The organism is Enterobacter vonholyi, assembly GCF_008364555.1.
GTDB classification, from domain to species: Bacteria; Pseudomonadota; Gammaproteobacteria; order Enterobacterales; family Enterobacteriaceae; genus Enterobacter; species Enterobacter vonholyi.
The window spans coordinates 27,678-49,762 of record NZ_VTUC01000004.1; the positions used below are offsets into that span (position 1 = coordinate 27,678).

16 protein-coding genes, 2 tRNA genes and 1 pseudogene are annotated in these 22,085 nt (G+C 53.1%); 8 read left to right on the forward strand and 11 right to left on the reverse strand.

The features are described 5' to 3' along the window. Window positions 1-236: 236 nt before the first annotated feature. Window positions 237-812 carry a lipid IV(A) palmitoyltransferase PagP gene (gene pagP / locus F0319_RS06625; RefSeq protein WP_149366530.1) on the forward strand — a complete coding sequence of 192 codons (576 nt, stop codon included), beginning with the start codon at window positions 237-239 and terminating at the stop codon, window positions 810-812. Here the strand turns inward: pagP and F0319_RS06630 are convergent. From F0319_RS06630 to F0319_RS06640, 3 genes are read right to left on the reverse strand one after another with little or no spacing between them, the layout of a single operon-like run. Next, complete coding sequence (locus F0319_RS06630; protein ID WP_149366531.1) at window positions 809-1,774, reverse strand: acyltransferase; 966 nt, start codon at window positions 1,772-1,774, stop codon at window positions 809-811. The genes pagP and F0319_RS06630 overlap by 4 nt on opposite strands. After that, on the reverse strand, window positions 1,771-4,833 hold the full coding sequence (locus F0319_RS06635; protein WP_149366532.1) for an efflux RND transporter permease subunit: 3,063 nt from the start codon (window positions 4,831-4,833) through the stop codon (window positions 1,771-1,773). Before F0319_RS06635 ends, F0319_RS06630 begins: the two co-directional genes overlap by 4 nt. Further along, window positions 4,833-5,918, reverse strand: a complete 1,086-nt coding sequence (locus F0319_RS06640) for an efflux RND transporter periplasmic adaptor subunit (RefSeq protein ID WP_188035086.1) — start codon at window positions 5,916-5,918, stop codon at window positions 4,833-4,835. The genes F0319_RS06635 and F0319_RS06640 overlap by 1 nt, the downstream gene beginning before the upstream one ends. Before the next feature lie 396 nt (window positions 5,919-6,314). Here F0319_RS06640 and F0319_RS06645 point away from each other — a divergent pair, with 396 nt between their 5' ends. The 3 genes from F0319_RS06645 (at window position 6,315) to ldtA (ending at window position 10,445) form a co-directional block, all read left to right on the forward strand. Then, complete coding sequence (locus F0319_RS06645; protein ID WP_127731568.1) at window positions 6,315-6,746, forward strand: universal stress protein; 432 nt, start codon at window positions 6,315-6,317, stop codon at window positions 6,744-6,746. 47 nt (window positions 6,747-6,793) lie between these two features. Beyond that, a complete protein-coding gene (locus F0319_RS06650) occupies window positions 6,794-9,487 on the forward strand; it encodes a cation-transporting P-type ATPase (RefSeq protein ID WP_149366533.1) in 2,694 nt (897 codons plus the stop codon). Window positions 9,488-9,548: 61 nt separating this feature from the next. Continuing rightward, window positions 9,549-10,445, forward strand: coding sequence for a L,D-transpeptidase (gene ldtA / locus F0319_RS06655; protein ID WP_149366534.1), 897 nt, complete (start codon window positions 9,549-9,551; stop codon window positions 10,443-10,445). A gap of 80 nt (window positions 10,446-10,525) precedes the next feature. On the opposite strand, the gene F0319_RS06660 is transcribed toward ldtA, so the two are convergent. Next, a tRNA-Asn gene (locus F0319_RS06660) sits at window positions 10,526-10,601 on the reverse strand. A 320-nt stretch (window positions 10,602-10,921) separates the two neighbouring features. Between F0319_RS06660 and nac the strand changes: the two genes are divergently transcribed. Both nac and cbl read left to right on the forward strand, forming a co-directional pair. Further along, complete coding sequence (gene nac, locus F0319_RS06665) at window positions 10,922-11,839, forward strand: nitrogen assimilation transcriptional regulator NAC (protein WP_149366535.1); 918 nt, start codon at window positions 10,922-10,924, stop codon at window positions 11,837-11,839. Window positions 11,840-11,935: 96 nt separating this feature from the next. Beyond that, window positions 11,936-12,886 (forward strand): HTH-type transcriptional regulator Cbl, encoded by a 951-nt coding sequence (gene cbl / locus F0319_RS06670; protein WP_111966052.1) that lies wholly within the window; start codon window positions 11,936-11,938, stop codon window positions 12,884-12,886. 43 nt (window positions 12,887-12,929) lie between these two features. Here cbl and F0319_RS22330 read toward each other — a convergent pair. The 3 genes and pseudogenes from F0319_RS22330 to F0319_RS06685 all read right to left on the reverse strand — a co-directional run. Continuing rightward, a pseudogene (locus F0319_RS22330) lies at window positions 12,930-13,202 on the reverse strand (glutathione S-transferase family protein); the annotation flags it as partial. 19 nt (window positions 13,203-13,221) lie between these two features. After that, window positions 13,222-14,103, reverse strand: a complete 882-nt coding sequence (locus F0319_RS06680) for a nucleoside-specific channel-forming protein Tsx (RefSeq protein ID WP_149366536.1) — start codon at window positions 14,101-14,103, stop codon at window positions 13,222-13,224. 194 nt (window positions 14,104-14,297) lie between these two features. Continuing rightward, entirely contained in the window at window positions 14,298-15,851 is a 1,554-nt protein-coding gene (locus tag F0319_RS06685; protein WP_111966050.1) for a bifunctional metallophosphatase/5'-nucleotidase, read from the reverse strand. Between the two features lie 132 nt (window positions 15,852-15,983). On the opposite strand from F0319_RS06685, the gene F0319_RS06690 reads away from it, so the two are divergent. Next, entirely contained in the window at window positions 15,984-17,117 is a 1,134-nt protein-coding gene (locus F0319_RS06690; protein ID WP_149366537.1) for a cytoplasmic protein, read from the forward strand. 130 nt (window positions 17,118-17,247) lie between these two features. Here F0319_RS06690 and F0319_RS06695 read toward each other — a convergent pair whose 3' ends face one another. Together F0319_RS06695 and F0319_RS06700 are read right to left on the reverse strand one after the other, a co-directional pair. After that, a complete protein-coding gene (locus F0319_RS06695; protein WP_240168081.1) occupies window positions 17,248-17,745 on the reverse strand; it encodes a hypothetical protein in 498 nt (165 codons plus the stop codon). A gap of 249 nt (window positions 17,746-17,994) precedes the next feature. Beyond that, window positions 17,995-18,915 carry a LysR family transcriptional regulator gene (locus tag F0319_RS06700; protein WP_149366538.1) on the reverse strand — a complete coding sequence of 307 codons (921 nt, stop codon included), beginning with the start codon at window positions 18,913-18,915 and terminating at the stop codon, window positions 17,995-17,997. A gap of 141 nt (window positions 18,916-19,056) precedes the next feature. On the opposite strand from F0319_RS06700, the gene F0319_RS06705 reads away from it, so the two are divergent. Further along, entirely contained in the window at window positions 19,057-19,446 is a 390-nt protein-coding gene (locus F0319_RS06705; RefSeq protein WP_111966047.1) for a RidA family protein, read from the forward strand. A 192-nt stretch (window positions 19,447-19,638) separates the two neighbouring features. Here F0319_RS06705 and F0319_RS06710 read toward each other — a convergent pair. Both F0319_RS06710 and F0319_RS06715 read right to left on the reverse strand, forming a co-directional pair. After that, window positions 19,639-19,714, reverse strand: a tRNA-Asn gene (locus F0319_RS06710). Window positions 19,715-19,878: 164 nt separating this feature from the next. After that, window positions 19,879-22,074 carry a TonB-dependent siderophore receptor gene (locus F0319_RS06715; RefSeq protein ID WP_149366539.1) on the reverse strand — a complete coding sequence of 732 codons (2,196 nt, stop codon included), beginning with the start codon at window positions 22,072-22,074 and terminating at the stop codon, window positions 19,879-19,881. Window positions 22,075-22,085 lie beyond the last annotated feature (11 nt).

The window sequence follows — 22,085 nt, forward strand, 5'->3', positions numbered from 1 at the left end:
TAATTTTTAATTATTGGTATAAGAAAAGGTCACTCACATTGCGCCGTCATATAAACGGAACCTATGAGACTACCGCGACAAAACGCCTGAGAAAACGTTTTTATCTTTCCTGAAGGTGCTGAATAAATAAATTTCATCTTCGCCTGCAGCGAGATAATTGTGTCTTCTGGCTCCGTTACAGGCTGAATGGTTTACAGTAATAGTGACCGCGCGTGAGTTAAGCTGAGGGAATAACGATGCAACGCACCTTTTCGGCATTCTGGATGATTCTGTTTTTATTCGTCGCACCGCTTCATGCGGAGCCCAACGTCTATGGTGAACAGCGTATCAGCGGCTGGTGGAACGCGCTCACTGACGATATTTCGCAAACCTGGGAGCAGCCTCAACGTTACGATCTGTACCTGCCGTTTCTGAGCTGGCACGCTCGCTTTATGTACGACAAAGAAAAAACCGATAAGTACAACGAAATGCCGTGGGGCGGTGGCCTGGGCGTTTCCCGCTATAACGAAGAGGGCAACTGGAGCGCGCTTTTCGCGATGATGTTCAAGGACTCGCACAACGAATGGCAGCCCGCGATGGGCTATGGCTGGGAGAAGGGCTGGTATCTGGATAATGCCAAAGATTTCCGCCTTGGGCTCGGTGCTGCAGCGGGCATCACGGCGCGAGATGATTTTGCAAACTATATACCGCTACCCTTCATTTTCCCGCTGTTCTCTGCCGGCTACAAGCGCGTTACCGTCCAGTTCACCTATATTCCTGGAACCTATAACAACGGCAACGTGCTTTTTGCCTGGCTGCGCTTAGGCTTTTAAAGGGTGATCACCTTTTTTGCCACGGCGTTAGACAATACCAGCATGGAGAAGAGAACAGAGGTGACGAACGTAAGCACAATCAGCGCCAGCTTCATTCCGAGAGAGGTCATCGGTATCAGCGCCGTCAGCAGATGAAACACCGAGTAGTGCACAATATATACGCCGGTCATCGTTTTGCTGATGGCGGCCAGAATGGACTCCTTGAATTCAGCATTGCGGCGAAAGCGCACGCCGTTCGCCGCAATCACCAGGGCAATAATCAGGATGTAGATCTGCGAGCCGGTGAGAATAAAGGCGTTTCTGTCGGCCTTAAACAGGGCAAAAAAGAAGTGGCGCTCGTAAAACCAGGTGAAAAGATAGATAAACGGGATGGCGATAACCGCCGCCCTGACTACATTTTTGCGGCTTATCCACTCGGCGATTTTAGGGTCGCAGAAAAGTTGCCCCGTCAGATAAAACAGCAGCCACGTCCACAGCCGATACTGCGGTGAAAGAGAAAGGACGTGTGTTTCAGGATAAAGCGCCGATAGCAGATCGTAGCCGTAAGAAAAGAACAGCAGGGCAGCAATTACGCCGCTGAACAGCGCTCTTCGCTGGCTAAGCCACTCAACCACCGGGTGGAAGGTGTAAATTACGACAAAGGCGAACACGAACCAGGGCTGGATTAAATACCCGCGCTGATAAGGTTCCCACAGGTAGTAGATCGTTATCCAGAACAGAAAAACAATCACCAGACTTTTAATTTTACCCAGCTGCCAGCGCGTGCCGTGCCGCGATTGTCCGTCGAGATAGCCCGACACCACAAAAAACAGCGGTGTGGCAATCGTCGAGATAAAGGTTAAAAACCCCAGGATCCAGTGATAGTCATAATCATAATGATCCCAGGTGTTGTAGATGGTAAAGAAGGTCACCGCCGTCATACAGCCCAGCGTCTTGATAATGTTCAGCCCTGTCGCATTCATTGTTGTTTGGCTTCGTCCTTACGATGGAAACACGCGTAGATCACGGGGAGTACCAGCAGCGTCAGGATTGTAGCAAACCCCAGTCCAAACATAATCACAACGGCCATGCTCTGGAAGAAAACATCCAGCAGCAGCGGAGCCAGGCCAAGTACGGTAGTGAACGCGGTGAGCAGGATAGGGCGCAGGCGCGAGGTGGCGGCATAAACGATCGCGCGATGCTGATCCTTTTGCATTTTCTGCTGTTCAATCTCTTCAACCAGCACGATGCCGTTGCGGATGAGCATTCCGCTCAGGCTCAGCAGACCTATCAGCGCCATAAAGCCAAAGGGAATGCCGGTAATTAAAAATCCTGGCGTGACGCCAATCAGCGCCAGCGGTACGGTCAGCCAGATTGCGACGGCATTTTTTACAGAGCTGAACATCAGCACCGTAATGACAAACATCACCAGATACCCGAGAGGCAGCGTAGTGAATAGCCCTTGCTGCGCTTCGCTGGAGTTTTCCGCATCGCCTCCCCACTCGATGCTGTAGCCGTGTGGCAGGGGAAGGGCATCCACTTGCGGCTTGACGCGGGCGAGAATATCGCCGGAGGTTTGCTGGCTCAGCGGGTCCGGGTCCGTCTGAACCGTCAGTACCCGCGAGCGGTCGCGTCGAAGGATGAGCGGATCTTCCCACTCCAGCGAGAAGCTGCTGACGACGTTACTCAGCGGGATATACTGCTGCCGCGCCTGGCTCCACACCAGCACGTTGTTCAGGTGACTGGCATCCAGCCTTTCACTTTCCGGGGGCCTCACCACCACGGGCAGCAGGTCGCTGCCTTCCCGATACAACCCCGCCCGGCTGCCGGAGAAATTCATTTCCAGCGCGTTGTCGACGTCCTGCTTATCCACGCCAAGCTCGCGTCCCAGCGCGGCGACGTACTGCGGACGGATCACCTTGCTGCGGTTTTGCCAGTCGTTTCGGACGCTCCCCGTGGCCGGGTCGCGCGCCAGAATATCGTCCACCTGGCTGGCAATCAGGCGCAGCCTGTCAGGATCCGGGCCTTTAATACGCACTTCAATGGCGCTGTCGCCGGAGGGTCCAAACATCACCCGCTTCGTGCTGGCGTTGACCTGCGGGTAGTTTCGCGCGATGTACTCATCCACGTAGCGCGTCAGAGCGGAGATGTTGCGCTGGTCATCCATGCGCACCATGATCTGCGCGTAGTTGCTGTACTGCCGCTGTCCGCTGTAGGTCAGAATAAAGCGCATGCTCCCCTGACCGATGGTAGAGACGGTGGTTTCCACGCCGGGCTGGCCCGTGATGGTTTTCTCAATATCGCCGGTCATTTTCTCGGTCCATTTGATATCCGTCCCGTAGGGTAACCACAGGTCGACAAAGAAAATCGGCGTATTGGACGACGGGAAAAAGTTTTGCCGCACCGCGCCAAACCCCCAGACAGACGCGGCCAGCAGGGCGGCCATCACTACCAGCGTCGGTGCCTTATGGTGCAGCAGCGTGTTAAGCAGGCGCTGGTAGAGGCGGTAGAGACGTTTGTCGTAAGGATCTGACTCGTCGGCGTTGTCCGGCGCGCTGTCGTTTTTAAACAACCACCACTTAATCAGCACCGGGGTGAGGGTGAGCGCCGAAAACCAGCTCAGCATCAGGGAAATCAGCAGCACCTGGAAAAGGGATTTACAGTATTCCCCGGTGGAATCCTGCGACAGCCCGATAGGCGCAAACGCCAGGATGGCGATCACCGTCGCCCCCAGCAGCGGCAGGGCGGAGCGGCGGATGATATTATTAACGGCGGTTAACAGCGGTGAGCCCTGCTGCCGGGCAATCAACACCCCTTCGACAATCACGATGGCGTTATCCACCAGCATGCTGAGGGCAATAATCAGCGCCCCGAGCGAGATCCGCTGCAGCTCAATGCCACAGAGATACATAATCAGCAGCGTACCCAGCACGTTAAGGGCCAGAGAAACCGCGATGATTATCCCGCTGCGCACCCCCATAAAGATCAGCAGCACGCCGATGACGATCGCCAGCGCCATCAGGAAGTTAATAATAAAACCGTTAACAGAGTGGCCCACTTCGGCTGCCTGATCGTAAAACAGGGCTATCTGTATGCCTGCCGGTTTTTCCGCCGACATCTGGTTTAGCTTCGCCTCCAGCGCGTGGCCCACGTCGATCACATTCACGCCGGGAATAAACGAGACGCCCATGGTGACGGCTTTTTTGCCGTTGGCATGGTAGATACTGGCCGGCGATTCGTTTAGCCCGCGCGACAGCGTGGCGATGTCCCGCAGACGCGTCGCCGCCCCGGTGCCGGAAGGCGTGATGATGAGATCCGCCAGTTCATCAAGATTCTCGAATTCGCCGGTCGGGTGCAGACGAATGGATTCGCTGCCGGAAGTGATTTCTCCGGCGCTGGAAACGACGTTAAGTCTGCTGAGCAGAGCGGAAAGCTGGTTCAGCGTAATGCCGCGCGCGGCCATTTTGGTCAGAGAGATATCGATGTTGACCTGCTGGCTAATGGCCCCGCCGATGGCGACCTTCGCAACCCCGGGAACCAAAATTAACTCGCGGCGCAGCTGTTCCGCATATCTCACCAGTTCAGGATTACTGAATTCATCCCCGGAAATGGCGAAGAAGAAGCCGAATACGTCGCCGAAATCGTCATTTACAAAGGGCGTGACGACGCCGGGCGGAAACTGACGCGAGGCATCGCCCACGCGGCGGCGCAGTTCATCCCAAATCTGCGGCAGTTCGTTCGAGTGATAGCGTGACGCGATGTTAACGGTGATTTGCGACAGACCGTTTGAAGAGATAGAGCTCACGTTGTCCAGATAAGGCAGCTGCTGAAGGGCATTCTCCAGCGGAAGCGTCACCTCTTCTTCAACCTGCTGAGCGGATGCGCCGGGGTAGTGGGTGACCACCACTGCGGTTTTGATGGTAAAGGCGGGATCTTCCAGCCTGCCGATATTTAACAGGGCGAAAATACCCCCGATGCCCAGCAGCAGAATCGTTAGCCAGACGCGAACGGGGTTATTAATAAATTGACGAGAAATATCCATTACAGTCCCCGTTCACGCGTCCAGATACGCACCGGCTGGTTAGCATGGAGTTCCCCAACGCCTGCGGCAACCACGCGTTCGCCCGCTTTAAGCCCGCTGACGATCGTCACGCCTTCGCTACTCACTTGACCTACGCTGACCTTGCGGTCTTCAAGATGGAGCGCGTCGCCTTCTCCCGCCACGACCCAGACGTGCGGCTCATTGCGCGGGCTGTTGTCCGGGTTAAAGACGGCCTCAACCGGTACGACCAGCGCCTGAGCGCCTGCGCCAGCAGGGAGGTTGGTTAAATTGATGGTCACAGTACCGCTTACGCCACCGACGGCGGGAAAATCATCTGGTCGCGGCATGGTCAGTATCACCTGCCAGGTCAGGGTATTGCTGTCGCTGCTGCCCGAGTGCTCTTTGTAGACGGCGGTAAATTCCCGATCCGGAATGGCGTTAATTCTTACCACGGGGCGATACTGCGCGTTGCGGATATCAAAGGTCTTAAACAGGTTCTCAGGAATACTAAACACAACGTCCAGCAGGTCGGTGCGGGTTAACGTCGCGATAGGCTGACCGGCTGACACCACCTGATGGTTTCGGACATGTACGCTGGCCACCGTCCCGCTGAAGGGGGCGACGAGCGTCATCTGATTCAGCTCTTCTCGGGCAATCTGCAGCGCCGCATTCGCCGAATCGCGGTTCGCGCGCTGCACGTCCATTTCTGCTTTCGAAATCGCCTGGCGGCCCGCCAGCGTCTGGAAGCGATCGAATTGCCTCTGGGCCAGCGTCGCCGCCGTTTGTCTGTCGTTAACCCGCTGCTGGGCTTCACTGGCGTTCAGTCTGGCAAGCTGTTGCCCCTGTTTGATGGTTGCGCCCTGACGCACATCGAGCGCTTCAATTTGACCTGCGCGCTTGAAGGAAAGGTCTGTAGCATCGCCCGATTCAATGCGGGCGGGGAAAACGCGCTGCTGGGCATGACCGGGAACCGTCACCTCCGCCACTTTTACCATCCTGGGCAGGGGGGACGCTTGCTTGGGTTTCGGGTCGCACGCCGTGAGCGTTAACAAAACGAACGGTAAAAGAGAGAGGTAGCGGTTCACTGTATTCCCCTAATAAATAACTGTTTTATTTATTCCATAACCTGGACAGGGGTGACACTATTCAGCCAGAACAGTGACGACCATATAGGTAAATAAACCAATCGCCGTGCTGGCGATAATAGCAAGCGCGATAAACATACCCAGGCGGATCAGGCTTAAACCATACATAAATTCCTCCATGAGCCGGAAGCGGTGGCTGACTATGAGCATAGTCTGCGAAAAGATAAATGTTAAATAACCATTATCAGTGGGCAAGCGCTAAACCTGATATTCCTGTGCTACGTTTAATATCATCCATCTCTTTTTACCGTAACTGGCATTAAGGGCAACCCCCTGCATTTAATGCGTTTTTTTGCTTCATTCACTCTCGTGTTGGTTATAAAAAGGATGCTCGATATGTATAAAAACATTCTCGTTCCGGTGGATGTCTACGAGACAAGCCTGGCGGATAAAGCGTTGCAGCATGCACATTTTCTGGCGCAAAGTGCATCGGGTGACATTCATTTGCTGCACGTCATGCCCAAATTTTCAGCCGAACTGACGCGCGGTTTTATTTCAGATGCGCGCAAGATGGATGAATATATGATTAATAATTCGAAAGAAAAACTGTCTGACCTGGTCAAAAAATTGAATCTGCCGGAAGATCGTGTTCATCTCCACGTTCGTAGCGGAAATGTTCGTGATGAGGTTATTAAGCTGGCGGATGAACTTGCTGCTGGCGCGATTATTGTCGGCTCTCGAAATCCCAATATTCAAACCCATTTGTTAGGTTCGGAGGCGGCAAGTATTGTCCGTTACGCCCATGTTCCTGTTTTCGTTATTCGTTAATTACATGAAAGCAAGGTGATTTCTGAATAGAACCTGAGGAAGGAACGATGAAAACAGGAAAACCTGAACGTCCGTATTATCAACAAACCGTTGACGAAACCCTGTCGAATATCCACTCCACTCTGGAAGGACTTAGCGGCACTGAGGCATCAGCCCGACTTCAGCAGCATGGTGAGAATGCGTTGCCGCAAAAAAAGGGCAAACCCGCCTGGCTGCGCTTCCTGGCGCATTTTAACGATGTATTGATTTACGTTCTGCTGGTGGCCGCGTTGCTTAAGCTCTTTATGGGCCACTGGGTAGACATGTTTGTGATCCTTGGGGTTGCCATCATTAACGCGCTGATTGGCCATATCCAGGAGAGCAATGCTGAAAAATCGTTGCAGAGTATTCGCAATATGCTCTCCAGCGAAGCCGTGGTGGTACGACAGGGGAATCATGAAACGATCCCCACCACGGCGCTGGTGCCGGGAGATATCGTGGTGATCCGTGCCGGGGATCGTATCCCTGCGGACCTGCGCGTCATTGAAGCGCATAACCTTCGCGTGGAGGAGGCCATCCTGACCGGCGAATCCACCGTTGTTGAGAAAAACAGCGATGCGTTAAGCGGGGAACTGCCGTTAGGTGACCGGTATAATCTGCTCTACTCAGGCACCACCGTTAGCTCCGGCGGCGGTAAAGGCGTGGTGGTGGCAACCGGGGGCGAGACCGAGCTTGGCCACATCAATCAGATGATGTCCGACATTGAAAAGCACCGCACGCCGCTGATGGTGCAGATGGATAAGCTCGGTAAAACCATCTTTATTACTATCCTGGTCATGATGGTGGCGCTGTTCGTCTTTAGCCTCCTGTTCCGGGATATGCCGGTTTCTGAACTGGTGCTGTCGCTTATCAGCCTCGCCGTTGCCGCCGTGCCGGAAGGCCTGCCGGCCATCATCTCCATCATCCTTTCGCTTGGCGTACAGGCCATGGCGCGCCGCAAGGCCATTATTCGCAAGCTGCCTACGGTGGAAACGCTGGGCGCAATGACGGTCATCTGCTCGGATAAAACCGGCACCCTGACGATGAATGAAATGACGGTCAAAGCGGTGATTACCGCTGACACGACCTATCGCGTGGAGGGCGACAGCTACGAACCGGTGGGGAATATTCACCCCGTAGATGACCCGACGCCCGTCAGCGTGACGCAGGGTTCCCTGCTGGAACGCTACCTGCGAACAATCGACCTCTGCAATGACAGCCAACTGATCAAAGACGAGCAGGGGCTGTGGAAAATCACCGGCGGTCCGACCGAGGGCGCGCTGAAGGTGCTGGCGGCGAAAATTCCGCTTCCACCGCTTGATACCGAAATGCGCAGCAAAATCCCGTTTGATTCGCAGTATAAATACATGTCCACCCTGTACCGGCTGGGCGAAGAAGAGGCGATTTTAATCACCGGCGCGCCGGACGTCCTGTTCCGCCTCTGCCAGTACCAGCAGACGAATGACGGACTGCAGCCTTTCGATCAGCCTTACTGGGAAGGAAAGATTGAAGAGTATGCCCGGGAAGGGTTGCGTATGGTGGCTGCGGCCTGGAAACCTGCCCGCGAGGGACAGCGCGAGCTGGATCACCCGGACCTCCATGATGGCGTGATCCTGCTGGGTATTGCAGGGATGATGGATCCGCCGCGTCCGGAGGCCATAACCGCGATTGCCGACTGTCTGCAGGCCGGGATCCGCGTGAAAATGATCACCGGCGACCACCCGCAAACGGCCATGAGCATTGGGCAAATGTTGGGGATTGGTAACGCCGCAAGCGCTATCACCGGACGCGAGCTGGAGGCGATGGACGATAGTCAGCTGAGCGACGCCGCGCAGCAGTACGATATTTTCGCCCGAACCAGCCCGGAGGATAAATTCCGCCTCGTGCAGGCCCTGCAAAGTAAACAGGAAGTGGTGGGCATGACCGGGGATGGCGTAAATGACGCCCCGGCGCTCAAGCGTGCAGATGTGGGTATCGCTATGGGGATTAAGGGGACGGAAGTCACCAAGGAGGCCGCCGACATGGTGTTAACGGATGACAACTTTGCCACCATTGCCAGTGCGGTGCACGAGGGTCGTCGGGTTTACGATAACCTGAAAAAAACGATTCTGTTCGTTATCCCGAGCAACATCGCGCAGGCCCTGCTGATCATCATCGCGCTGCTGGCGGGAAACCTGATCCCGCTGACCCCGGTCCTGATCCTGTGGATGAACATGGCGACGTCGGCAACGCTGTCGTTTGGCCTGGCGTTTGAAGCGGGTGAGAAGGACATCATGAACCGCCCACCGCGTAAGGCGAGTCTGCATGTGATGGATGGCTATGCCATCTGGCGCGTGGTGTTTGTCGGTCTGATGATTGCCATTAGCGCCTTCGTGCTGGAAGCGTGGCTACAGCCGCGCGGCTATTCGGCGGAATTTATCCGCACCGTGCTGCTGCAAACCCTGGTGACCGCGCAGTGGTTCTACATGCTTAACTGCCGCGTTAATGATGGCTTTTCGCTGAGCAAAGGCCTGCTGGCGAATAAAGGGATTTGGATCGTGAGCGGCGTACTGCTGGCGCTACAGCTTCTTATCATTTACGCACCGTTCATGCAGATGCTGTTTGGCACCGAAGCGCTGCCGTTCCGCTACTGGGTCATCACCTTGCTGATTGGTTTTGTGATGTTCCTTATTGTCGAGGCGGAGAAAGTGCTGACGCGCAGGTGGCGCAAAACCGAAGCGTAATAGCGTAAACTGAGAAAGCCTGCCTGAGCCCGGGCTTTCTCTTTTTTGAGCACAGGAAATTATGATGCGACTTACCTGGTTCGTCCTTGCGCTGTGTGCCGCTATACCCGGCGCGTTTGCCGTAACCTATACCCTACCGCCGGAAGGCAGTCGTCTGGTGGGAACCCCGATTATCATCACCGTTCCTGAAGGTAACACGCTGCCTCTGGAAGCCTTTGCCGCGCAGTACGGGCAGGGGCTGAGCAATCTGCTGGAAGCGAACCCGAGCGTAGATCCTTTTTTGCCTAAATCCGGCACCCGGCTGACGATCCCTCAGCAGCTGATTCTGCCCGACACCGTCCGCGAGGGCATTATCGTGAATGCTGCGGAAATGCGTCTCTACTATTATCCGCCTGGCGGTAATACCGTTGAAGTTCTGCCCATCGGCATCGGTCAGGCCGGACGCGAAACTCCGCGTAACTGGGTGACGGCCGTTGAGCGTAAGCAGGAGGGACCAACCTGGTCTCCGACGCCGAACACGCGTCGTGCCTATGCGGCAGAAGGGAAAACGCTTCCGGCATTCGTACCCGCCGGGCCGGATAACCCGATGGGCCTGTATGCGATTTATATTGGCAGGCTGTATGCCATTCACGGCACAAACTCGAATTTCGGCATCGGGCTGCGGGTGAGCCAGGGCTGTATCCGTCTGCGCAATAACGACATCAAATACCTTTTCGATAACGTTCCCGTAGGAACCCGCGTGCAGCTTATCGACAGGCCGGTTAAAGTCACCACCGAGCCGGACGGCAGCCGCTGGGTGGAAGTTCACGAGCCATTATCACGCAACCGCGCGGAATTTGAATCGACCCGGAAAGTGCCGCTGCCCATCTCCGCCGCGCAGCGGACGCAGCTGATAAACGAGGGGGCAGGAGCCGAACTGGAACGGCGGTCCGGGATGCCGGTGAAGCTCGGCAATTGAGGACATTTTCGCCGCCACCCGACAATTTTACCCGACGCAGAAAAGCAAAAAGCCTGCTTTAAAAGCAGGCTTTTCAAATTTGGCTCCTCTGACTGGACTCGAACCAGTGACATACGGATTAACAGTCCGCCGTTCTACCGACTGAACTACAGAGGAATCGTGTGAACGGGGCGCATATTATCGACCTGCGTTCGCCTTGTCAAAGGGTGGATCAACGCCTTTTGATCGTTTGCTGACAAAATCGGCAAAGTGATGTTTTTGGCAGCGGAATGCACCGTCATGGTGCGGGTATACCCCTAATGGGGCAGATCATAAACTGCTGTTTCGGTAATAAAACCCCCCTCCATGATTAGGTTTCCTTATTTTCAGGCGCTTAGCGCCCAATTCAGACCGCCTGGTAAAAGTGGCATTCATATTGCAAAACCTGTTCAACAACGACAGCCGGTTCCGGCACAGCATTTCGAACAGGGGGCAAAATGAACTTAAGACGACTGAAATACTTCGTAAAAATCGTCGATATCGGCAGCCTGACTCAAGCGGCAGAAGTGCTGCATATCGCACAGCCTGCGCTGAGCCAGCAGGTGGCTACTCTGGAAGGCGAGATGGATCAGCAGCTACTGATTCGTACCAAACGCGGCGTTACGCCAACGGAAGCAGGCAAAATTCTCTATACCCACGCACGCACCATTCTTCGCCAGTGTGAACAGGCGCAGCTGGCGGTGAACAACGTAGGCCAGACACTGAGCGGGCACGTTTCTATCGGCCTGGCGCCGGGAACGGCCGCGTCCTCTATTACCATGCCGCTGCTGCAGGCCGTCCGCGCCGAGCTGCCTGAAGTTCTGGTCTATCTGCACGAAAACAGCGGTTCCGTACTGAATGAAAAACTGCTCAACGGCCAGCTGGATATGGCGGTTCTTTACGATCGCTCCCCGGTCGCCGGGATCACCAGCCAGCCGCTGCTGAAAGAAGATCTCTACCTCGTGGGCACCCGCGACTGTCCGGGTAAGAGCGTAGACCTTACCGCCGTGGCAGAGATGAACCTCTATCTGCCGCGCGACTACAGCGCCGTGCGCGTGCGCGTGGACGAAGCGTTCTCCCTGCGCCGCCTGACGGCCAAAATCATCGGTGAAATTGACTCAATCTCCACGCTCACCGCAGCCATTGCCAGCGGGATGGGGGTGACCGTGCTGCCGGAATCCGCAGCCCGCTCGCTGTGCAGCGCGGCAAACGGCTGGATGGCGCGGATCACCACGCCTTCCATGAGCCTGCCGCTGTCGCTGAACATGTCTGCTCGCGGTTCGCTGTCGCCGCAGGCGCAGGCGGTAAAAGAGATTTTGATGTCGCTGGTCAGCAAGCCGTCGCTTGAGAACCGTGAACTCCAGCTCGTGAGCTGATATTCCATAAAAGCATAAGATGCTGGTTTTTATTATTTGTTCTGCAGCGCGACAGACTCTAACAATAGAGCTATGTCAGATGCGCCGGAGTGAATCGTGAATTTCCAGCAACTTAAAATCATCCGTGAGGCGGCCAGGCGGGACTACAACCTGACCGAGGTCGCCAATATGCTTTATACCTCTCAGTCCGGCGTCAGCCGCCATATCCGCGAGCTGGAAGAGGAACTGGGCATAGAGATCTTTATCCGTCGCGGCAAGCGACTGCTCGGCATGACGGAGCCGGGTAAGGCTTTGCTCACCATCGCAGAGCGGATCCTCAACGAGGCCAGCAACGTGCGTCGTCTGGCGGATCTCTTCACCAATGACGCTTCGGGCGTGCTCACCATCGCCACCACCCACACCCAGGCGCGCTACAGCCTGCCGCCGGTGATCAAAGCGTTCCGCGAACTTTTCCCTGACGTCCGTCTGGAGCTTATCCAGGGCACGCCGCAGGAAATTGAAGTGCTGCTGCAAAACGGTGGGGCGGATATCGGCATTGCCAGCGAACGCCTGAGCAACGACCCGCTGCTGGTGGCGTTCCCCTGGTTCCGCTGGTACCACAGCTTGTTACTTCCGGTCGATCATCCGCTCAATCAGGTCTCTCCCCTGACGCTGGAAGACGTTGCGAAATGGCCGCTCATTACCTACCGCCAGGGGATCACCGGACGCTCGCGTATTGATGAAGCCTTCAACCGTAAAGGGTTAACGCCGGACATCGTGCTGAGCGCGCAGGATTCTGATGTGATCAAAACTTACGTCGAGCTGGGTCTGGGCATTGGTCTGGTGGCGGAACAGTCCAGCGGAGAACGCGAAGACGGTAACCTGGTGCGTCTTGACACGCGTCATCTGTTTGACGCCAACACCGTATGGCTTGGCCTGAAGCGCGGACAGCTGCAGCGCAACTATGTGTGGCGCTTTATCGAGCTGTGCAATGCCGGGCTGTCGGTGGATGAGATTAAACGTCAGGTCATGGAGCCGGAAGAAGTGGCGATTGATTATCAGATATAGCTGCTGGCTTGCCCGGCAGCGCTGCGCTGACCGGGCTAGTTACTTACTTGAACGGATATTTTCTAAAGACCGCCTGTGATTCGAATGATTCGACAACCGCCTGAATCTCTCTAAAATCCTCTGCGTTAACAACGTGCGGGATCATCGACTGAATAAACGTCCAGACAATCGTGCTGGTAATGGCCACCTGATTGGGCACTGTGGTGACCGGACGTGCCTTCAGTAATCTATTCCATTCCCTGCAGGCCGCCAGCAGCTGGGTTGTAATGCGTTCGACCCATGAATCGTGCTGCTTTTCCGGCGGGCGAAGATTGTGTTACCCCTTGATGCTATATTTAAAAGGCGTAGCCAACAGTTAAATAGTATGCCCATCCCGTTGAGTCTATAGAGATGAAGTCTCCGTCGCTGCTAAATGCTTTGCTACCTTCGTCAAATTGTCCACCATGATAGAAATAGCGAAGTGTCGCGCCATAGTTCCAGTGGGGATAAACTAAGCTGAGTACGTTGGTGGAAACAATAGAGCTATTGGTACGGGAGTAAAACTTCTGCTCACCGCCTGACTCGTCTTTAAGATCTGAACCAAAATCAAAATTGGTAAAGCCGACGTAATTTAGTTTTCCACCAAATATTGTTGTAATTGGGATGACATATTTGACTTTGAAGCGATATCCATCCCATTCGTTTTCGTTGGCTGCATTATAGTTGTTTCCTTGATATTTGGCATAGATGTTTGCAGATAACGTCATCGGTAGCCCAGTATCAATATCGGTTCCTATCCCCATATACCATGTGCTCTGACGCTGTCCTGAATTCGTTCCTGCGTCATAGATATAGTTGTGGGCAAAATACCATTCTTTGAATGGACCAAAACTTAGGTCGATTCCCGTCAACTTGTCGATGCTAAAACGCGGTTCTATCTCCGTAAAAAATGGAGAGCCATTATCCCAAATGCCGATATCATTATCATTGCCCATACCAAAAAACTTAGGTAAGTCCGCATAGCCATAGAAATCAAACCAATCTACATGTGTCCACGCACGATACTCGGGATATAAATCCGCTCTTTTTAGTGGCCCAAAACGAGTTGAGTTACTCCCTACGATATTAATACTTTGATGCCACCAGTCTGATAGATATTCGTTATTCCCGACGTCTGCCAATGCTACCGTGGGTAAAAGCATAAATGCGCCTGATAATATAATTTTTACTTTTTTCATATGTAGGGATTCCTTCCACAGAGATTTATTAATTAAGACTCTTTATCTTATTGAAACTACTTAGCTGCGCTTACATCTACCACTCTCATTTAAAGATTGGGTTTCAATGGGTTATCCCTTTAAAAAAACAATGGTTTAAATAAGGGTTCATGTAAATGTATGAACCCTTTTAATATGCACAGTCGAATAAACTATTATTTTTTCACATCAACAACGCGCATGCCTTTGAGCTGTTCATCCGTGATGTTATTGCCTGCCTTGAAGTAATCGATTACAGCATTAGAAACGTAGTAACCGCCTGTTGTATTGCGCGATTTACCTTCGGTAAAGGTAGTAAAACCATCACCGCCGTCAGCAAGGAAGCTCTGGGTGGCAATGTGGTAAACTATCGCATCCTCAATCGGCTTGCCATTAAGGGTTAATGCGACGACCCGCTGATCGATTGGTTTACTGCTGTCATACCTCATCTCCACGCCTTTCGATACCTGCAAGACACCATTGCTTAAGCTTGCGGCATGTTCCATCAAAGTACGTAACTGTTTACCCGTGAGATCCATCGTGGTCAGTTCGTTAGGGAATGGGAACGTACTAATGACGCCGCCTATTGTAATCGCACCAGACGGGATTTCATTACGAATACCCCCTGAGTTGGTTAAGGCCAGCTGCGTATTTTTACCTGCTGCTGCCAGCAAAGCATCCGCAGCCAGATTACCCAGAGAGGCTGATTCACCATACGCACGCGTCAATTCTACCGGAGACTGCGCCACCGTTTTTTGAACCTCTTGATCAAGTTTCTTATTCCAGCCGTCGATTACTTGTTTCGTCTGCGGGTCGGGCTTCCATTCATCCGCATAAATAGTTTTAAGTTCAAATTTTTTCACCGTAAACTGATGCGGCTTCGTATAATCCAGTACCAGTTTCCCCACATCAATGCCGCCGCTGTCGGTCGAGAGGATAAGCGTCTTGCCTACTTTGATCGGTTCCGGCGTACCAACATGGGCATGTCCCGTAATCAGAATGTCCAGACCTTTCACCTGACTTGCCGTTTGAATATCTTTATCCAGGGCACGGCGTACGTCGGTTACCCCCATGCTGGACTGGCGCGCCGGCGTGCCTTCATGAACCAGCAATAAGGTTAAGTCGACTTTTCCTTTCAGTTCATCGAGATAGCTCTGTAGCCACTTAATTTCATCCCGAGCTTCAATACCTACGCGGGTTGCCGCAGAAACGGTATCATTGAAGGCAAAGACGCCGTGCAAACCAATGACGCCTATTTTTACGCCATCTTTTTCGATGATAGTATAGGGCTTATCCCAGAATAATTTGTTGCTGTCCTGATAGAATATATTGCCCTGTACAATAGGGAATTTCGCCTGGCTTAGCTGTAATAACGTGTTATCCCAGCCATGATCAAATTCATGATTACCCATCGTGACAGCATCAAACGACATAGTATTCATAATATCAATAATAGCCTTTCCCTTCGTTAAGCTACTGATATAAGGCCCCGTAAAATAGTCACCCGCATCAAAAAACCATGTTGCTTTACTTTTTTGTTTTTCCTCTTTTACCAAGGTAGTGATATTAGCCCAACCCCCAACATCACGTTTACCTTCCGCGATCCATGGGACTTTATAAGGTTCCACATGCGCGTGGAGATCGTTGGTGTAAATAAGGGTGATATCCCTGGCGCAGGACCAAAATGGTAACGCCAACAAAATACCTGCGGTAATCGCTTTTATATTCATAACCTGTTCCTTTCAGTTATATAAAGATGCGTTACTTTACATTCTGAAAGGGTTTATTATGCGAGTCTGCTCACACAATTAGTCTGAGGAGATGAGGCAAAATCAGCGACCTCTTGAAATCGTTGGTGACGCATATTGGCTCAATTTACGATTAATACCTGCAAATCGTTTGGTTGCCGAAATTTAGGGCTACCCATATCAGCCTCTGCAGACTACAGCTGGCCAGACTACAGGCTGGGATTTCCGGCATTACACTGTCGGGCATGCGGGAGTTATCCCCCGCTTTTTGATGAGCAACACTTTAATGAATGGTTGTCTGCGCACTTACGCGCCTATGCTTCAGAAAACGGTTATTTTTGTCCTGAATGTTATAGGCAAGAAATTATTTGTTATGGTTATAACCCGCAGGGAACACAGCGCGTTCAGTGCCGAATTTGCAGGAAAGTCTGGACACCCAAACAGCAAAAACAAAGAAAAAGAAAAAGAGTAACCCCTGCATGCATTGAAACGGTTCCACTTATTGTGCCGTTCCAGGGAAGTTGTGCAGAACAGAAACTGTATGTTCTGCTTAGCTTCGATGCTGACAGTGGTCATATTCTTCATATTTCCACAAATTTTACTCAGCATGATATTGGTGAGACTCTGCGTTATCGCTGGCGAGGGAAGCGTGAGCCCGATCTGCATCAACATGATATTGTCAGTCGTGTTGATATGCGTGAAATGCAATTTCTACGTCGGAGCCAGTTTGATGAAATTCAATATGGCAGTGCGGCCCTCAAGCGTAATGCCAGAGGTGCGATACTGCGTCCCGTCATCGCCGCTCACGGGCATTTTCGCGTGCTGAACATCCTTTTTCCTGAGGTAAAAATGCACGTTTTTTCACACGAATGCTTTCTTCGTGGAGCCGCCATTACCGCCTGGGCAGATCTGTTTCGCGAGGGGCAAGGTGAGCTTTGGTTTATAGAAGAGGAGATCAATGAGGAGGAGTGCGATATACCCTGGACTTTTCAGCGAACAACACAGCACGGCTGGTGGCAAACTCAGTGGCAGCTTTGGAGGCAGGGCAAAAATTTCAAGATGGTTTGCCCGTTAACCGGTGGTGATATCAATAATGCTGAAATGCTCTCTTTAACGGCCAGCAGGCACTTTATCGATTGGCTATACAAACAAACGAATTTTACCCATAGTGCCAAACTATCTGCAGGTCGTGTAACGCAGGTTCTTCTTTCCCTGATGCATGACTATAACGATAAAATTGCGGGATAGGTTCTCAATACGTGGTCTATTTCGTCAAGGGTTCATGTAGATACATGAACCCTTTTAATTTATGCAGAGAAGTCAATTGTTTATAAAAGTCTGATGATCAATTGCATCTATTTATTATAATTATACTTTTTTACAAATTTGCATGAATGGATGCCGTAGTGATTACGTCAGTAAGCTCCGTTTCGTTAAACAATCTTGCACGATAGGCCTCCCCAGGGAATTGAGGCGCACCATCAGGTAAAGAAATTACATCGTAGATAGTTGCAATCATATTACCATTCACATCGCTAATAAAGAATGAACGAGCGTGGCAGGTAAAAATAGCGAAGTAATCATCATGGTCAAAAACGCCACCCATAAAATCATTCCACTGGACGATAGGTTTTGTGGGCAGTTCAATCGGTGCATGAATTTCCACAGCTGTTTTGGCAGCAAAGTCTACTGCATAGAAAAGAATGCGAGCCGGAGGTGTTGAATAAGCATCGCTTGTTGCATTGTCATTCATCGGACGAATAACAGGATTTTCATTTGCATCAAGACAAGATCGATTATCAAAGACAGATAAAACGAATTTTCCTACTGTCGGGTCGATATATTCTGCAAATGCACTATTATTCGTGATGCACACAGTGTGAGCATCATTTTTAGCAATGGAATATATAAGAGGAACCAGTAGGAGAGGGGATATTACGGTAGCACGGTAATTAACGGATTCAGTAAAGAAAGTATGCTGTAACCGTGACGCTCTGGCCTTCAGCGTTCGTGGTCTTACCCGAGATGATTTCGCTCCGGTGGCAGAGCGGGGAAGTGATTTTTATTTGGTGACGGCAGGAGATAAAACAATATTCAGAAAAGCGTATCAGAGGCTGGGATATTGCTACTTATTATTGGAATTTGGGACATGCTGCTGCATCAATTCAACGATCCAATCAATAAAAACGCGCAGTCTGGCGTTGACATGGCGGTTAGGCGGAAATGCCAGGTACAGGGGCATTGGCTTAATACGCCAGTCTTCAAATAGCGGAATTAAAGAGCCAGCAGTCTGATGCGCTGCCGCCATATAGACGGGGAGCGCAATCACGCCTAATCCCGCTAGCCCAGCCTCGAGGTAGGCGTTGCCATCATCCACGGCAAGTACATAGTTGCCCGTGATTTCAATATGTTCACTCTCATCGTGCAGTACCAGAGGATCAATCTTACCGGTGCGTGAGGATAAGAATCCCACTATGCGATGGTCGGTATTTTCCAGCTCTCGCGGGTGCGCAGGGGCGCCGAGGCGTTGCACATAGCTCGGTGCGACGTAAACACCGATTTGCAAATCGCCGACATGGCGTGCGATCAGGGACTGGTCGTTGATTTCGCCGCCCCGAACGACACAATCCACGTTGTCGCCGATCAGATCCACCACCCGGTCACTCACGCCCATGTCGAACTGGATATCAGGGTAGCGCGCGTGAAAAGCCGGTAGCGCCGGCACCAGCACCAGGCGGGCGAGAGGCGTCGGCACATCTACCCGCAGGCGTCCCCTGGGCGTCATCGTCGCACTGGAAAGGCTGTTTTCAGCATCTTCCATGTCCGCCAGCAGGCGGATGACGCGCTCGTAGTAGACCGCGCCATCAGGAGTAACGCCAAGCCTGCGAGTGGTGCGATGGAGCAATTTTACGCGCAGGCGCGCTTCCAGCTGCTGAATGAGCTGCGTCACCGTGGTTTTGCTCATATGAAGCGTTTGGGCAGCCTTTGTGAAGCTACCTGCCTCCACCACGCGAGCAAAGGCGCGCATCGCGTCGAAACGATCCATTCCTTATCCTCTCTTTTCACCGATTGTTTGGATATTACAAACAATGATGGACAAAGTCGCTTGTTTATCCGCCCGAACCCGCACCTGTAAAGTGTCTTTATGTTCAACGGGCTGATTTCGCCCTATTGCAAAGGAACAAACATGACAACACGCGAAGCTGTTTTTCCCCTCGGACGCCAGGCGCTCTATGAGCGCAATCGGTATTCACCGGCCATTAAATCCAACGGTTTCTTGTTCGTTTCGGGGCAGGTGGGTAGTCGCGAGGATGGTTCGCCTGAGCCCGATCTGAAAGCGCAGGTCAGGCTGGCCTTCGATAATCTTATTGCTGTCCTCGCGGCTGCGGGCTGCACGTTCGATGACGTGGTTGACGTGACCCTCTTTGTCGTCGATCCCGAGTCAAACCTCGACGCTATCTGGAGTATTCTGCCTGAATATTGGGGAGAAGCGCCTTACCCTACGCTGACCGGGGTCGGCGTGACGTGGCTGTACGGGTTCCAGTTTGAAATTAAGGTGATTGCCAGGCTGCCCTGAGTATTACTGGTCTTTCCGCCAGTCGAAAATAAGACAGAGGAAAAATGATGAGAGCAGCGGTTTATTGCCTGGAGGCGCTGCGCTTACCGTGCCCCAGGGTCCCCTAGGCCGGGTAAGGCGAAGCCGCCACCCGGCAAATTTTCCGAATTCAGAAAAGCAAAAAGCCTGCTTCAAAAGCAGGCTTTTCAAATTTGGCTCCTCTGACTGGACTCGAACCAGTGACATACGGATTAACAGTCCGCCGTTCTACCGACTGAACTACAGAGGAATTGTGTGAACGAGGCGCATAGTAACGACCTCGGTACGCCTTGTCAAAGGGTGAAAACGCACTTTTCTTTCGTTTGCCGAGAATTTCAGCAAATCGCTGATTTTATAGCAAATTCGCGTTGAAATTACACAGCAAAATGCGCCGCCCGCAGGCGGCGCGCAGGATTAGAACAGTACGGAGTAGTTCAGACCAAACGTCCGTCCACGGCCTTTATAGGTATACAGACCCGGTGCACCGTAGGTTGGGCTATACAGCCCCGGCGCGCGCTGGCCCCAGGCGGTGGTGTAGTCTTTGTCCAGCAGGTTTTCCACGCTGAAGCTGACCTTACCCACCGGCAGGGCGTAGCTGCCCAGGAAGTCGACCGTGTTATAGCCATCAATCTTCTTGCCGTCGGCGTCAGAGACGTCAAAGGTCTGCGTGCTCTGCACGCGCAGGGTCCAGTCGCCCGGCGCCCAGTTGACCCACGCGCTGGCTTTCGACGGGCTGGCGCTGTCAACCGTCAGCTTCTCCCATTTCCCGTTTTCGCGGGTTTCTGACTTGATGGCGTTAAAGTTCGCGCCCGTGCTCCAGTCGCTGTCGGTGAAGAAATAGTCCACCTGACCTTCCACCCCGTAGATACGACGCTTGTCGTCTTCCAGGTTGATGGTCATATCCGTCTTGTTGATGGTGATGGTTTTATCCGAGAGCGAGTAATATGCCGCGACCTGGGTGCGCAGGTTATCCCCGGTGTAGCGCCAGCCCAGCTCATAAGCGTTGACCTTGATACCGTCCAGCTTTGAGTCGTTCACGTTGACGCTGTTCAGCAGGCGATAGTGACCGTTGTTGAGCTGATAGGTGCCGGAGCCGTAGTACTTCGCCAGGTCCGGAATTTCGAAGCCCTGGGAGAAGTTAAACCACAGCTGCTGCTGTTCGGTCAGGCGACCGAGGATCCCGGCGTTAAACAGGAAGTTGTTGTAATCGGTTTTCCCGCCCGGCACCGCGTCGGCGGAGGCTGCTTTCCCGGTGGCAATGGCCTGCTGCTGGGTGTAACCGACAAAGTCGTCCACCTTGTTCTCGGTGTACTGGTAGCGCACGCCGCCGCTCAGGGTGATGGCGTCAATGTCATAGCTGGCCTGCAGGAACGGGGCGAGGTTGGTGATGCTATAACCCGGGTAGCGACCCACGTTGTAGGCGTTATCCAGCTCCATGCCGCCGCTCGCCGCGGCCTTGCTCAGGTTAAAGAACTGCTGGTTGGCGTCGAAGGTTTCGTGGTCGGCATCCACACCCCAGGTCAGCGTTAAATCGTCCACCGGCTTGCTGTTCAGCGTCAGCTTGCCGCCGTAAAAATCGGTTTTCTGCTGGGATGCGCCGATGCTGCTCACCACGCCTTTGGTCAGGGTCGGGAACGGATAATAGGTCAGGCTCTCGTCGCGATAGTAAATCTGCGCGACCAGATCCTGGCTCCAGAAGTCGGTATTGGAGTACTGCAGGTTAATCAGATGGCGTTCGGTACCCGGCACGCGGTCAGAGTCCAGGTTACCTTTGTTGTACGCGGTCGCATCCCCCGTGACCGCCGAGAAGTTCTTCCCGAGATAGAGACCATGCTTGCCGTCGGACTCGCTCTTGTAGTACTGGGTAGTCAGTTGCAGCTGCTGATGATCGTCGATGTTAATGGTGCCTGTGCCCATCACGTCAATACGGTCAGAATACTGTAATCCGGTCTGGGTGTTATCGATGATCACCTCGTTGCCGTTGCCGTTGCCGTCATACCAGCCGCCGTAGCGCTGATACGACACCGACAGACGACCGGAAGCGTTATCGTTGCCGCCGCTGACCGCTGCCGACACGTTCTCATCGTGGTCGTTATGGCTGTTAAACCCGCTCTTTGTCCCGGTCTGGAACTCGACCTCGGTCTCCGGCTGGCCCTTTTTGGTGACGATGTTCACCAGGCCGCCGGTGCTGCCGCCGCCGTAGAGTGACGTGGCGCCGGAGATGACTTCGATACGGTCAATGTTGAACGGATCGATAGAGTCCAGCTGGCGGCTGTCGCTGCGGGACGAGTTCAGGCGCACGCCGTCCACCATCACCATCATGGAGCGGCCGCGCAGGTTCATGCCGTAGTTGGTACGCCCCTGGCTGCTGACGTCCATGCCCGGAATCAGCTGCGCCAGCACTTCTTTAATCTCTTTCCCGCCCTGAACCTGCTGTTCAATTTCAGCCCGCTCAATGACCCAGGTGGTCTGCGCCATCTCCGCCACGCTGCGGTGCGCGCGGCTGGCGGAGACTACGATATTTTCTTCCTTTTGTTCTTCCGCCCACGCAGAGGTAGAAAGCATTGCAAGCAAGCAAGGATTTAAAACCCAAAGATGAGAACGTTTCATTGTTATGTTGA